The following is a 13,730-nucleotide window of genomic DNA, read 5'->3' as shown; positions in this document are numbered from 1 at the left end:
CTCGTCCGGTCAAGGAGAACCCCATGGCTCGCACCCCCGCCCCTTTCCGCCGCCCCTGGGCGGCACAGACCTGGACCGCCCTGCGCGCCCTCCTGATCTTCACCGTCGCACTCGGCGTCGGCTACCCGCTCGTCGTGCTCGGCCTCGGCCAGCTGCTCTTCCCCGCACAGGCGAACGGTTCCCTCGTGCGCGTCGACGACGAGGTCGTCGGGTCGTCGCTCATCGGCCAGTCGTTCACCGACGACGAGGGCAGCCCCCTGCCGGAGTGGTTCCAGTCCCGGCCGTCGGCGGCGGGTGCGGGCTACGACGCGGCGGCGTCGAGCGGGTCGAACTACGGGCCCGAGAACGCCGACCTCATCGCGGCGATCGAGGAACGCCGTCTCGCGATCGCCGAGCTCGAAAGGGTCGATCCCGACGAGATCCCGGTCGACGCGCTCACCGCGTCGGCCTCGGGTCTCGACCCGCACATCTCGCCGGCCTACGCGTTGCTGCAGGTGGCCCGGGTCGCGGAGGCCCGGGGACTCGACAAGGCGCTCGTGCGCGAGCTCGTCGAGGCGCACATCCAGGGCCGCGACCTCGGCTTCCTGGGCGAGCCGACGGTGAACGTGCTCGAACTCAACATCGCCCTGAGCCGGCTGGGTGGTTCGGCACAACTCGACGGGGCAGACTGACCTCATGGCGAGGGGCCGGTTGCGCGTGCTGCTGGGCGCAGCTCCGGGCGTCGGCAAGACCTTCACGATGCTGGAGGAAGGCCGTCGCCTGAAAGCCGAAGGGCGCGACGTCGTCGTCGCGGTCGTCGAACACCACGGCCGGGCCGCGACGTCGGCGTTGCTGGAGGGCCTCGAGGTGCTGCCCCGCCGCACCGTCGACCACCGCGGCGTCACCCTCGACGACCTCGATCTCGACGCCGTGCTGGCGCGAAAGCCGCAGCTCGCGCTCGTCGACGAACTCGCCCACACCAACGCACCCGGCTCCGCGCACGCGAAACGCTGGCAGGACGTCGCGGCGATCCTGGATGCCGGCATCGACGTCATCTCGACGGTGAACATCCAGCACATCGAGTCGCTGGGCGACGTTGTGGAGCGCATCACCGGGATCACCCAGCGCGAGACCATCCCGGACGCCGTCCTGCGTGACGCGGATCAGGTCGAGCTGGTCGACCTCGCCCCGCAGGCATTGCGCACCCGCCTGGCGGAGGGCGTGGTGTACCCGGCGTCACGCATCGACGCGGCGCTGAGCAACTACTTCCGGCTCGGCAACCTCACGGCCCTGCGTGAACTCGCGCTGCTCTGGCTGGCCGACGAGGTGGACTCGGCGCTCAAGAAGTACCGGGCCGAGCAGGGCATCAAGGCGCCCTGGGAGGCTCGCGAGCGCATCGTCGTCGCACTGACCGGCGGGCCGGAGGGCGACACCCTGCTGCGCCGCGGTGCGCGCATCGCGGCCCGCTCGAGCGGGGGCGAGCTCTACGCCGTCCATGTCACGCGTCCGGACGGGCTCGCCGATCCGGAACCGGGGATCCTCGCGGGGCAACGCACCCTCGTCGAGACCCTCGGCGGCACCTTCCATCAGGTGGTCTCCGACCGGGTGCCGGAAGCGCTCGTCGAGTTCGCGAAGAGCGTGGATGCCACGCAGCTGGTGATCGGGGTGAGCCGGCGCAGCCGCCTCGAGGCCTTCTTCGGAGGCGTCGGCACGTCGGGAACCGTCATCCGGCTCTCCGGCGATATCGATGTGCACATCGTGTCGCACGCGCACGCCGGTCGCAGCACGCTGCCGTCGCTCGGCGTCGCGCTCTCGTGGCGCCGTCGGCTCGCCGGCTTCGCCCTCGCGATCGTGGGGCTGCCGCTGCTGACCTGGCTGCTGCATTCGCTGCGCAGCGAGGAGTCGATCACGAGCGACGTGCTCGCCTTCCAGCTGCTCGTCGTGGTCGTCGCACTCGTCGGAGGCATCTGGCCCGCCCTGCTGGCCGCCGTCGCGGCGGGAATGCTGTTGAACTACTTCTTCGTCGACCCGCTCTACACGGTCACGATCGCCAACCCGCTGCACGCGCTCGCCCTGGTCATCTTCGTCGTCGTCGCCGTCCTGGTGAGCGTCGTGGTCGACCAGGCGGCGCGGCGCCTTCGGGCGGCGACCCGATCGGCGGCCGAAGCCGAGGTGCTCATCGCCGTCGCGGGAAGCGTTCTGAGCGGCGAGGACGCGGTGCAGGCGCTCGTCACCCGACTGCGCGAGTCGTTCGGGATGACGAGCGTGCTGCTGCGTCAAGACGGCGAGATCGTGGCAGCGGCGCGCGAGCCCGAGATCGCCGCCGACGACGACCAGGAGACCACGGTGCCGCTCGGACGCCACGCGAGCGTCTACCTGCGCGGCCGGCCGCTCACGCCGACCGACCGCCGCATCCTCGGTGCGTTCGTCTCCCAACTCACCACGGCGCTCGAACAGGGCCGGCTTCGGGCGGAGGCCGCCGATGCGCAGCCGCTCGCCGAGGCCGACAAGCTGCGCAGTGCGCTGCTCGCGGCGGTGGGTCACGACCTGCGCCGTCCGCTCGCCTCGGCGACGACCGCCGTCACGTCGCTGCGCAGCGACGACGTCAGCCTCGACGAAGCCGATCGCGAAGAGTTGCTCGCAACCGCCGACGAGAGCCTCGCCGCACTCGGGGCGCTCGTCGCCGACCTGCTCGACGTCACCCGGCTCCAGGCCGGGGTGCTCGGCGTCACGCTCGACGACGTCGGCCTCGACAGCGTCGTCGGCGGCGCGATCGACGAGCTGGCCCTGCCGCCCGGCCGGATCGCGCTCGACCTGCAACCGGTTCGCGATGTGCGCGCCGACGCGGTGCTGCTGCAGCGGGTCGTCGTCAATCTGGTCGCCAACGCCCTGCGATTCGCTCCGGAAGGGTCGCCGCCGCTCATCGCGACGAGCGAGCACGGCGATCGGGTGCAGTTGCGGGTGATCGACGCCGGCCCCGGCATCCCGGCGGAACGCCGCGATGATGTGTTCGTGCCCTTCCAGCGTCTCGGCGATACCGACAACTCCGCCGGCATCGGTCTGGGCCTTGCCCTCTCCAAAGGTTTCACCGAGGCGATGGGCGGCACCCTGGAGGCGGAGGACACCCCGGGCGGCGGCCTGACGATGGTCGTCGAGCTCCCGGCCGCGACGGTGACCACGGCCACGGCCACGGCGGAGGCCCGGTGAGAATCCTCATCGCCGACGACGACCCGCAGATCCTGCGGGCGCTGCGCATCACGCTCGGGGCGCGCGGCTACGACGTCACCACCGCCGCCGACGGACAGGCCGCTCTCGACGCGGCGGCCAGAACGCATCCCGAACTCGTCGTACTCGACCTCGGCATGCCGGGCCTGTCGGGGATCGACGTCATCCAGGCGTTGCGGGGCTGGACGACGGTGCCGATCCTGGTCGTCTCGGGACGCACCGAGTCGTGGGACAAGGTCGAAGCGCTCGACGCCGGCGCCGACGACTACGTCACGAAGCCCTTCGCCGCCGACGAGCTGCTCGCCCGCATCCGCGCCCTGTCGCGCCGCCTGACGCCGACCGCCGACGAGCCGGCCGTCACCTTCGGCGACGTCACCGTCGATCTCGCCGCGCGGATCGTCACCCGGGCGGGCGCGACGGTACGGCTCACCCCGACGGAGTGGCGGCTGCTCGAGGTGCTGCTGCGGCATCCGGGGCGGCTCGTGACCCGCGAGACCCTGCTGACCGAGGTGTGGGGGCCGCAGTACACCTCCGACACGGGGTATCTGCGGCTCTACCTCTCGCAACTGCGCAAGAAGCTCGAACCGGAGCCGTCGGCCCCCCGCTACCTGGTCACCGAAGCGGGGATGGGCTACCGCTTCACGCCGGAGGGGATGGGCAGCACGGGTCCGAGTGGCGGAGTGGGCCCTGAGGGACTCGAACCCCCGGCATCCTCGGTGTAAACGAGGCGCTCTACCAACTGAGCTAAGAGCCCGCGACGCGCTCGATGCTACCGGTCGCTCTAAGGTGTCGGCATGAGAGCCGCTCGCGAACGCGTCCGCACCCTTGTCGAGTCGAAGCCGTTCCAGCGCTTCATCATCACCCTCATTGTCCTCAACGCCGTCATCCTCGGGCTCGAGACCTACCCGGCGGTCATGGATGCCATCGGCGAGGTGCTGGGCGCCGTCAACGCCGTCATCATCGGCATCTTCGTCGTCGAGATCACGCTGCGGATCTTCGCCCACGGCTTGTCGTTCTTCCGCAACGGGTGGAACCTCTTCGACCTCTTCGTCGTCGTCGTCGCGCTCATCCCGGCGGGCAGCGAAGCCGGCGTCCTGCGCGTGTTGCGACTGCTGCGCGTGCTGCGGCTGCTGTCGGCGGTGCGGTCGATGCGGCTCGTGGTGACGGCGCTCGGCGCATCCATGCCGGGGATCGCCTCGATCGGCGCGTTGCTGTTCATGCTGATCTATGTCTTCTCGGTCGCGGCGACCACCTTGTTCGGGGCGCAGAACCCCGCCCACTTCGGCGACCTCTGGGTGTCGGGCGCGTCGCTCTTCCGCATCATGTTCGGCGACGGCTGGCCCGACTTCGTGGCACCGATGGCCTTCGACGCCCCGTGGATCTGGGGCTTCTTCATCGTGTTCACGATCGCGGCATCCCTCATCGTGCTGAACCTGCTGATCGCCGTCGTCGTCGAGGCGATGGACCGCATGAAGATCGCCGACATCGACGAGGCGATCGAGGAGGACAAGGCCCTCGACGAGCGCATCCTCGACGAGCTCGCGGCACTCCGGGAACAGGTCTCCCGATTGGAGGCAGCTTCGACCCGCAGCCAGCCCGACCGACCAGTATCCTGAGCGAGCATCACCCAACATTGGACGAAAGAGGCAGACGGATGGCGCGCTCACGGTTGACTCAGACCCGGTTGTCGCGCGTCCTGTCAACGCTCGGCGCGGGCGTTCTCGCGGCCGCCGGCCTCACGGCCTGCGTCGGCACGCCCGGCGGCATCCAGGCGCCCGACAGCTGGACGGTGCTCACCTACGAGATCGCCGACACCAACCTCGAGCCGTTCATGATGGACGACGTCGAAGAGATGGGCGTCGTCGGCTCGCAGCCCGGGTTCAACCTCATCTCGCTCGTCGACCGGGCGGAGGGCTACACCGACACGTCGGTGCTCGGCATCCCCGACTGGACCGGCGCGAAGCTGCTCGAGATCGAGAAGGGCGGGGCGACCGAGCTCGCGGACTACGGCCCGCTCAACACCGGTGACCCCGACGTGCTCGCGGCCTTCATCAGCGAGAGCATCAAGGCCTACCCGGCGGCCAACTACGCCCTGATCATCTCCGACCACGGCGCCTCCTGGCCGGGCGTCGGCGGCGACGAGTCGCACGACTACGACTCCCTCACGCTCGCCGAGCTCGACCAGGCGATCGGGGCGGGCCTCGAAGAAGCCGGCGTCGACAAGCTCGCCCTGCTCGGCTTCGACGCGTGCCTCATGGCCACCTACGAGGTCGCCTCGACGATGGCACCGCACGCCGACCGCCTCGTGGCCTCCCAGGAGCTCGAGCCCGGCCACGGCTGGGACTACACGTCCCTCGAGGCGGCGTACCGCGGTGCGACGCCCGATGAACTCGGCTCGGCGATCATCGATGGATTCGGCAACCAGGCCCTCGCCTCGGGCACCGAGAACGAGATCACCCTCTCGCTCATCGACCTCGAGAACTTCGCGGCCGTCGACACGGCGGTCGCCGAGTTCGCGGCGGCACTCACCGAGCGCGTCGCCGATGTCGCGCCGTCCGTGGGCCGCACGCTCGCCCAGACGCTCGGCTTCGGCACCAACCCCGACCCGCGCTACGACACCCACATGAAGGACCTCGGCATCCTGGCCGGTGAGATCAGCGTCGACGCCCTCGACGTCGCCGACGAGGCGGATGCCGTGGTGCGCGCCGTCAACGACGTCGTGCTCGACAAGGTCGACGGCCAGGCCACGCGCGGCGCGACCGGCCTGTCGATCTACTTCCCGCCGAACGGCGAGTTCTACAACGCCGACTACGCCGCCGTCGCGGAGAGCACCGGCTGGGCCGACTTCCTGACGACCTACTACGCCGAGGGCGGGCAGATCGACTCCGGCGACCTGCCGGACTTCATCTCCAACGATGCGATCGTGCAATTCGCCGACGGCGGGCTCTACGTGTCCGGTCAGTTCGGGGCGGGCGCCGAAGCCAACATCTCGGAAGCCTTCCTCTACTACGGCATCCTCAACGGCGACGGCACGATCAGCTACATCGGCGAGCGTCCCGCGCAGGTCTCCACCGACGGCTCGGGGGTGGCGAGCGCGTTCTACAACCTCGGCTACCTGTCGCTGGATGACGGAAGCGCCACGTCGCTCGCGTACCTGGCTTTCTCGCAGGACGAGAACGCCGGCACGGCGAGCGTCAGCGTGCCGCTCGAGTACTACGAACCCGGCAGCGGCACCCCGATCAACGCCCTTCTGGAACTCGGGCTCGACGCCTCGACCGGCTCGATCCTCTCGGAGACCTATTACTCCTACAACCCCGACACGAGCACGTATGGCGAACTCGCGGTGCAACCGGGCGGAGTCATCGTGCCCCTCGTGCAGAACTACGACCCGGCGACCGGCCAATCCGCGTGGGCGTCCCCCAACGGCGTCGAGCTGTCGGCCGAACTCGCGAACCTGCAGTACTTCGTCGACCCGTTGCCCTCGGGCACGCAGCTCGTCGTCGAACTCTGGGTCGTCGACTTCGGCGGCAACAACGACTACGTGAGCGCCCTGGTCACCGTCCCGTAGCGGGAGGGCCTCCGCAACCGGGGGGTCAGACGGTGAGCGGGCGGACCTCGTCGAGCGCGGAGCGGTATTCCTCGATCGAGCGCGGCTCGCCGGGGGCGGTGATGAACGAGGCGCGGATGACGCCCTTGACGTCGATCACGAAGGTCGCGCGATTCGCGAAGCCCTTCTCCTCGAGGAAGACCCCGTACTCCTTGGCGACGGCGCCGTGCGGCCAGAAGTCGGCGAGCAGCTGGAAGTCGTAACCCTCCTGCTCGGCGAAGGCTCGCAGGGTGGCCTTCGAGTCGACGGAGATGCCCAGCAGCTCCACCTCGTGGTCGGTGAAGAGGTCGAGGTTGTCGCGCAGCGCGCACAGTTCGCCGGTGCACACTCCCGAGAACGCGAGGGGGAAGAAGACCAGTGCCACCGGCTTCACCCCGCGAAAATCGCTGAGCCGTACCCGTTCACCGAACTGGTTGGCGAGGTCGAAGTCGGGTGCCTGAGTGTCGTTCTCGAGAGCCATAGCTGCTCGTGCTTCCTTTCACCACCGCATGTGGGATCCGGTGGTCCAGCGCACGATCATACGCCTCGGATTACCGAACGGCCGGGACAACTAGAGTGGAACGGCGCTTCGGCGCGGCGGTCCACGAGATCGCATCCTCAAGCCACCTGAACGCTTTACCAGCGTCGACACACCATGCGAGGTCACCGGTGCCCATCCACGACCAGGACCCCTACTCGGTCGATCACATCGACCAGGACCCGGACGAAACGGCCGAATGGCAGGAGTCGCTCGACGCCCTCGTCAGCGCCAAGGGTCGCGGGCGCGGGCGCGACGTCATGCTGAGCCTCCTCAAGCGCTCCAAGGACCTGCAGCTCGGCGTGCCGATGGTGCCGACGACGGACTACATCAACACGATCGCGCCCGAGAACGAGCCCGCCTTCCCCGGTGACGAGGAGGTGGAGCGCCGCTACCGCGCGTGGATCCGCTGGAACGCCGCGATCACCGTGCACCGCGCGCAGCGCCCCGGCATCGCGGTCGGCGGGCACATCTCGACCTACGCCTCGTCGGCGGCCCTCTACGAAGTCGGCCACAACTGGTTCTTCCGCGGCAAGGACCACCCGGGCGGCGGCGACCAGATCTTCTACCAGGGCCACGCCTCCCCCGGCATGTACGCCCGCGCCTACCTCGAGGGCCGGATGAGCGAGCAGCAGCTCTCCGCCTTCCGTCAGGAGAAGTCGCAGGCGCCGAACGGCATCTCGTCGTATCCGCACCCGCGGCTGATGCCCGAGTTCTGGGAGTTCCCGACCGTCTCGATGGGCCTCGGCCCGATCAACGCCATCCACCAGGCGCAGGCGAACCGCTACCTCACCAACCGCGGCATCAAGGACGCCTCCGACCAGCACGTCTGGGCGTTCCTCGGCGACGGCGAGATGGATGAGGTCGAGAGCCGTGGCGCGCTCCAGTGGGCCGCGAACGACAAGCTCGACAACCTGACGTTCGTCATCAACTGCAACCTGCAGCGCCTCGACGGTCCGGTGCGCGGCAACGGCAAGATCATCCAGGAGCTGGAGTCGTTCTTCCGCGGCGCCGGCTGGAACGTCATCAAGGTCGTCTGGGGCCGCGAGTGGGATGCCCTGCTCGCGAAGGACACGACGGGCGCGCTCGTCAACCTGATGAACGTCACGCCGGACGGCGACTACCAGACCTACAAGGCGGAGTCGGGCGCCTACGTGCGCGAGAACTTCTTCGGCCGCGACCCGGTGACGGCGGAACTGGTCAAGGACCTCACCGACGACCAGCTCTGGAACCTCAAGCGCGGCGGCCACGACTACCGCAAGGTCTACGCCGCGTTCAAGGCCGCGACCGAGCACAAGGGCCAGCCGACCGTCATCCTCGCGAAGACCGTCAAGGGCTACGGCCTCGGGCCGTCGTTCGAGGGCCGCAACGCGACCCACCAGATGAAGAAGCTCACGCTCGACAACCTCAAGCAGTTCCGTGACGAGATGCGCATCCCGATCACCGACGCGCAGCTCGAGGCCGACCCGTACCAGCCGCCGTTCTACCACCCGGGAGCCGGCGACCCGGCGATCGAGTACCTGCAGGAGCGCCGTCGCGCCCTCGGCGGCTACCTGCCGGAACGCCGCTCGAAGTACACCCAGATCACGCTGCCCGGCGCCGACGTCTACGAAGACATGAAGAAGGGCTCCGGCAAGCAGCAGGTCGCCACGACGATGGCCTTCGCCCGGTTGCTCAAGGACATGCTGCGCGACAAGGGGATCGGTCAGCGGGTCGTGCCGATCATTCCGGATGAGGCGCGCACGTTCGGCATGGACGCCTACTTCCCGACGGCGAAGATCTACAACCCGAACGGCCAGCACTACACGTCGGTCGACCGGGAGCTGCTGCTCGCCTACAAGGAGAGCCCTCAGGGTCAGATCCTGCACACCGGCATCAACGAGGCCGGCGCATTCGCCGCCTTCACCGCGGCCGGCACCTCCTACGCGACGCAGGGCGAGCCGCTCATCCCGGTCTACGTCTTCTACTCGATGTTCGGCTTCCAGCGCACCGGCGACGCGATGTGGGCGGCGGGCGACCAGATGGCCCGCGGGTTCATCATGGGCGCCACGGCCGGGCGCACGACGCTCACCGGCGAGGGCCTTCAGCACGCTGACGGCCACTCGCACCTGCTGTCGTCGACGAACCCCGCGGTCGTCTCGTACGACCCGGCGTACGGCTACGAGCTCGGGCACATCGTGCGCGACGGCCTCGACCGGATGTACGGAGGCAACCACCCCGACCCGAACGTCATGTACTACATCACCGTCTACAACGAGCCGATGCAGCAGCCCGCGGAGCCGGAGAACGTCGACGTCGAGGGCATCGTCAAGGGCATCTACAAGCTCAAGGCCGCGGAAGGTTTCGGGCCGAAGGCGCAGATCCTCGCCTCCGGTGTCGGCATCCCGTGGGCCCTCGAGGCGCAGGAGCTCCTCGCCCGCGACTGGAACGTGGCGGCGGATGTCTGGAGCGTCACGTCGTGGACCGAGTTGCGTCGCGACGGCCTGGCCGCCGACGAGCACAACTTCCTGCACCCGCAGGAAGCGCCGCAGATCCCCTACCTCTGGCAGAAGCTGCAGGGCGCCGAGGGGCCGTTCGTCGGGGTCTCCGACTTCATGCACGCCGTGCAGGACCAGATCCGGCCGTTCGTGCCGGGCGAGTACCTGACGCTCGGCGCCGACGGGTTCGGCTTCAGCGATACCCGGGCGGCCGCGCGCCGGTTCTTCAAGATCGACGGACCGTCGATCGTCGTGCGCGTGCTGCAGTCGCTCGCGCGCCGCGGCGACGTCGCGCCCGACGCTCCCGCTCAGGCGATCGAGCGTTACCGGCTGCACGACGTGGCGGCGGGAACGTCGGGTTCGGCCGGCGGCGAGAGCTAGGCGCGAGCACCGAGAATGGCTCCTGCGCGCACCAAGCAGCAGACCCTCGCCTGGCTGCGGACGCTGTCGGGTGAGCTGTCGACGGCGACCCTGAAACGCCTCGAAGAGACGCTGCCCTGGTATCGCGACATGCCCCCGGGTCGCCGCAGCGCGGTCGGGCTCGTCGCGCAGGCGGGCATCACGAGTTTCATCTCCTGGTACGACGACCCGAAGTCGATTCCGTGGATCGCGGCGGATGTCTTCGGCGCCGCTCCCCGGGAGCTGCTGCGTTCGGTGAGTCTGCAGCAGACCCTGCAGCTGATCCGGGTGACCGTCGAGGTCGTCGAGCAGCGGGTCAAGGACAGCGAGGAGAGCCTGCGGGAGGCCATCCTGCTGTACTCCCGTGAGATCGCCTTCGCGGCGGCCGACGTGTACGCCCGCGCCGCCGAGGCCCGGGGCCTGTGGGATGCGCGCCTGGAAGCCCTCGTCGTCGACTCGATCCTGACCGGCGAATACGACTCGGAACTGCCGAGCCGCATCGCGGCGCTCGGCTGGAACGGGCACGGCGAGGTGAGCGTGCTGGTCGGCACCGCTCCCCGGATGCTCGACGTCGACATGCTGCGGCGCACCGCCCGGCATCTCGAGGCCGACGTGCTCATCGGGGTGCAGGGCAGCCGCCTCGTGATCGTCATCGGTCGCGTCGACGCCCTGGACGCCGACTCGACGACCGAGCCCCGGCCCTTCCTCGAGATCGCCGGGGAACTCGAACCGGGTTTCGGCGCCGGTCACCTCGTGCTCGGCCACGCGGTGCCGTCGCTGCTCGAGGCGGCGCGCAGCGCGAAAGCAGCCCTCGCCGGTTTCGCCGTCGCTCGGGCCTGGCGCAACGCCCCGCGGCCGGCCCTCGCCGACGATCTGCTCCCCGAGCGCGCCTTCGCGGGTGATCCGCTCGCGCGGTCGACGCTCATCAACCGCATCTACCGGCCCCTGCAAGACCACTCGACGGAGCTGCTCACGACGCTGTGGTGCTACCTCGACAACGGCCGCTCCCTCGAGGCGACCGCGCGCGAGCTGTTCGTGCATCCGAACACGGTGCGCTACCGCCTCAAGCGCATCTCGGAGGTCATCGGCTACGACGCGACCGGCGCCCGCGAGGCCCTCATCCTGCAGGCCGCCCTCGTCGTCGGCGCCATCGCGGGGTCTCCCAAGGCCAACGCCGACCGCTGAGCCGCCGCGTGGGGGCTACGGCGTGAGCACCTGCACGCCGGCCTGCGCGAGCGCGTCGGCCAGTTCGGGCTCGGGCGGGGTGTCGGTGACGAGGTAGTCGGCGCGCTCCAGGGTCGCGACCTGGGCGAACAGGCGCCTGCCCATCTTCGACGAGTCGGCGAGGATGGCGGTGTGCTGGGCCCGCTGCATCATGTCCGCCATCATGGCGGCGTCGCCGAGGTTGCTCGTCGAGTAGCCGGTGGTCGCGACGGCGCCCACCGCGATCAGGGCGAGATCGCACCGGATGTCGACCTCGGACCCCCCGGCGTTCATCGTGAACGCGACCGGGCCCGTCGTCGCCTGGGTGATGGTGCGCACGGCGCCGCCGAAGACGTAGAGGTCGCGGATGGCCTTGGGCGAGATCTCGGCGGGGATGCGGAGGTTGTTGGTCGCGATGGTGAGTTCGCGGTGATCGCGCAGCGCCCGTGCGACGGCGAGCGTGGTCGTTCCCGCGTTGAGCATGATGACCGTGCCGTCGGCGACGAGGCCGGCGGCGAGTTTGGCGATCGATTCCTTCTCGGCGATCTGCATCCGCAGGCGCACGTCCAGGCCCCGATCGGTGCGCGGACCTTCGATGCTCACGGCACCACCGTGCGTGCGAACCAGCACGCCCTCCCGATCGAGCTGGTCGAGGTCGCGCCGCACGGTGTCGATCGACACGCCGAAGTGCTCGGAGAGCGCAGCGACGGTCACCTGGCCGGATTCGGCGACGAACGCCGCGAGGTCGGCCTTGCGCCCGGCCGGCAGACGCCGGCCTCGCCCGGTTCCGTTTTCGCTCACGAACCCACATCTAGCACACTCCTGCATCTTCTTGCCGCTTTCGGGCGAAGATTTCGCCCAATGGACTTGCGCACCGCATCGATTCGGGCATAACATCGCCAGAAGTTGCACTAACGCGCAAAACCCAGCGCGAAACAGCACTCTCGAAGAGGAGAAACAATGGCCACATCGACCCGAGGGCGTCGCTCCGCCCTCAAGCTCGTCGGCACCGTTGCCGCAACGGCAACGATCCTGGCGGTCGCCGGATGCTCGACCGGCGGCGGCTCCGCCGACGGCGAGGTCACGATCGAGTTCGCCCAGTGGTGGGCCCCGGAACTGCCCGAGGGCGCGTTCCAGGGACTCATCGACCAGTTCGAGGAAGAGAACCCGGGCATCAGCGTCGAGCTGATCAGCGGGCCCTACGCCTCGACGAAGGAGCAGCTGTTCGCCGGCGCCGCGTCGGGAACGATGCCGGATGTCGTCGGCCTCGACGGCGCCTGGGTGAGCGACTTCGCCCAGCAGGGCGCGATCGCCGACCTCACCGCTCTCATGGCCGAGAACGGCATGGATGACAGCAAGCTGGCGAGCCAGATCCAGATCGACGGCGCGACCTACATGATCCCGGTCGTCAACTTCGTCTACCCGCTGTTCGTCAACACCGACCTGCTCGCGCAGGCCGGCATCGCCGAGGTGCCCAGCACCCGCAGCGAGTTCGAGGCGGCCGCGCAGGCGATCACCGACCTCGGCACCGCGAGCGGCTGGGTGCTCCCGCTGTCGCTCGAAGCGCCCAACGGCATCCAGAACGACCTCATGTCGTGGAACTGGGCGTCGGGCGGCTCGATGCTCGACGACGGCGGCCTTCCCGACCTCACCAACGACGATGTCGTCAGCACGGTCGAGTTCGTGCAGGGCCTCTGGAATGACGGCGTCATCGCCCCCGGAGCCTTCACGATGAAGGAGCAGGACAAGGTCGAGGAGTTCACCAACGGCCGCGTCGGAATGATGATCGACTCGCTGTCGCACATCAACCTCATCCAGGAGAGCAACCCCGACCTGAACTTCGACATCGCCGCGATCCCGGCCGAGGACGGCTACGAAGGTGCCCGCGGCATCCCGTACGCCTCGTGGGGCATCGGCGTCGCCGAGGGAAGCGAACACCAGGCCGAAGCGCTCAAGCTCGTCGAGTTCCTGATGAGCACCGAGATCAACTCGGAGCTGTCGACGATCGCCAACGCGTTCCCCGGCAACGTCGACTCGGCTCCCGAGTTCGGTGAGGGCAAGGAACTGTTCGAGAAGGCCTTCGAGATCTACCAGAGCGGCTACCCGGCGAACGAGTTCACCGGCCTGCCCGTCGCGGAAGACCTGATGCGTCAGTTCGACACCGAGTTCCAGAAGTTGCTCGAAGGGCAGGTCTCGGTCGACGAGATGCTCGCCACGGTGCAAGAGTCCTGGTCAGCCGAGTTCTAACCCATCAGTAGCGGGCCGCGCCACGGCGGACGTGGCGCGGCCCCCTTCTCTTCCCGACTCTTTCGACCACAGGAGG

Annotated in this window: 10 protein-coding genes and 1 tRNA gene; 8 read left to right on the top strand and 3 right to left on the bottom strand. The window is 69.1% G+C overall.

Translation table 11 applies throughout. The features are described from left to right. The first annotated feature begins 23 nt into the window (after positions 1-23). Genes kdpC through IE173_RS03055 form a run of 3 tightly spaced genes read left to right on the top strand, consistent with a single transcriptional unit; the run spans position 24 to position 3,926 of the window. Positions 24-671, top strand: a complete 648-nt coding sequence (gene kdpC / locus IE173_RS03065; RefSeq protein WP_191281882.1) for a potassium-transporting ATPase subunit KdpC — start codon at positions 24-26, stop codon at positions 669-671. Positions 672-675: 4 nt separating this feature from the next. Continuing rightward, on the top strand, positions 676-3,186 hold the full coding sequence (locus tag IE173_RS03060; protein ID WP_191281881.1) for a DUF4118 domain-containing protein: 2,511 nt from the start codon (positions 676-678) through the stop codon (positions 3,184-3,186). Then, on the top strand, positions 3,183-3,926 hold the full coding sequence (locus IE173_RS03055; protein ID WP_191282457.1) for a response regulator: 744 nt from the start codon (positions 3,183-3,185) through the stop codon (positions 3,924-3,926). Before IE173_RS03060 ends, IE173_RS03055 begins: the two co-directional genes overlap by 4 nt. Here IE173_RS03055 and IE173_RS03050 read toward each other — a convergent pair. After that, positions 3,886-3,958, bottom strand: a tRNA-Val gene (locus tag IE173_RS03050). The genes IE173_RS03055 and IE173_RS03050 overlap by 41 nt on opposite strands. Positions 3,959-3,998: 40 nt before the next feature. On the opposite strand from IE173_RS03050, the gene IE173_RS03045 reads away from it, so the two are divergent. Continuing rightward, on the top strand, positions 3,999-4,820 hold the full coding sequence (locus tag IE173_RS03045) for an ion transporter (protein ID WP_191281880.1): 822 nt from the start codon (positions 3,999-4,001) through the stop codon (positions 4,818-4,820). 38 nt (positions 4,821-4,858) lie between these two features. Further along, the gene (locus tag IE173_RS03040; protein ID WP_191281879.1) at positions 4,859-6,772 is read left to right on the top strand and encodes a clostripain-related cysteine peptidase; all 1,914 of its coding nucleotides are present in this window, start codon (positions 4,859-4,861) and stop codon (positions 6,770-6,772) included. A 25-nt stretch (positions 6,773-6,797) separates the two neighbouring features. Here IE173_RS03040 and IE173_RS03035 read toward each other — a convergent pair whose 3' ends face one another. After that, positions 6,798-7,271, bottom strand: coding sequence for a peroxiredoxin (locus tag IE173_RS03035; RefSeq protein WP_191281878.1), 474 nt, complete (start codon positions 7,269-7,271; stop codon positions 6,798-6,800). 188 nt (positions 7,272-7,459) lie between these two features. On the opposite strand from IE173_RS03035, the gene aceE reads away from it, so the two are divergent. Further along, the gene (gene aceE / locus IE173_RS03030) at positions 7,460-10,186 is read left to right on the top strand and encodes a pyruvate dehydrogenase (acetyl-transferring), homodimeric type (RefSeq protein WP_191281877.1); all 2,727 of its coding nucleotides are present in this window, start codon (positions 7,460-7,462) and stop codon (positions 10,184-10,186) included. Positions 10,187-10,201: 15 nt separating this feature from the next. Then, the gene (locus IE173_RS03025) at positions 10,202-11,389 is read left to right on the top strand and encodes a PucR family transcriptional regulator (RefSeq protein ID WP_191281876.1); all 1,188 of its coding nucleotides are present in this window, start codon (positions 10,202-10,204) and stop codon (positions 11,387-11,389) included. A gap of 15 nt (positions 11,390-11,404) precedes the next feature. Here the strand turns inward: IE173_RS03025 and IE173_RS03020 are convergent, their stop codons facing one another. Further along, positions 11,405-12,208: a DeoR/GlpR family DNA-binding transcription regulator gene (locus IE173_RS03020; RefSeq protein ID WP_229841841.1), complete on the bottom strand. Its 804-nt coding sequence runs from the start codon at positions 12,206-12,208 to the stop codon at positions 11,405-11,407. A gap of 159 nt (positions 12,209-12,367) precedes the next feature. Here IE173_RS03020 and IE173_RS03015 point away from each other — a divergent pair, with 159 nt between their 5' ends. Next, positions 12,368-13,654, top strand: coding sequence for an ABC transporter substrate-binding protein (locus tag IE173_RS03015; protein WP_191281874.1), 1,287 nt, complete (start codon positions 12,368-12,370; stop codon positions 13,652-13,654). Positions 13,655-13,730 lie beyond the last annotated feature (76 nt).

The organism is Pseudolysinimonas yzui (genome assembly GCF_014653215.1).
GTDB classification, from domain to species: Bacteria; Actinomycetota; Actinomycetes; order Actinomycetales; family Microbacteriaceae; genus Pseudolysinimonas_A; species Pseudolysinimonas_A yzui.
The sequence above is the reverse complement of the archived record's forward strand: the minus strand, read 5'-3'. Positions and strand labels throughout refer to the sequence as shown.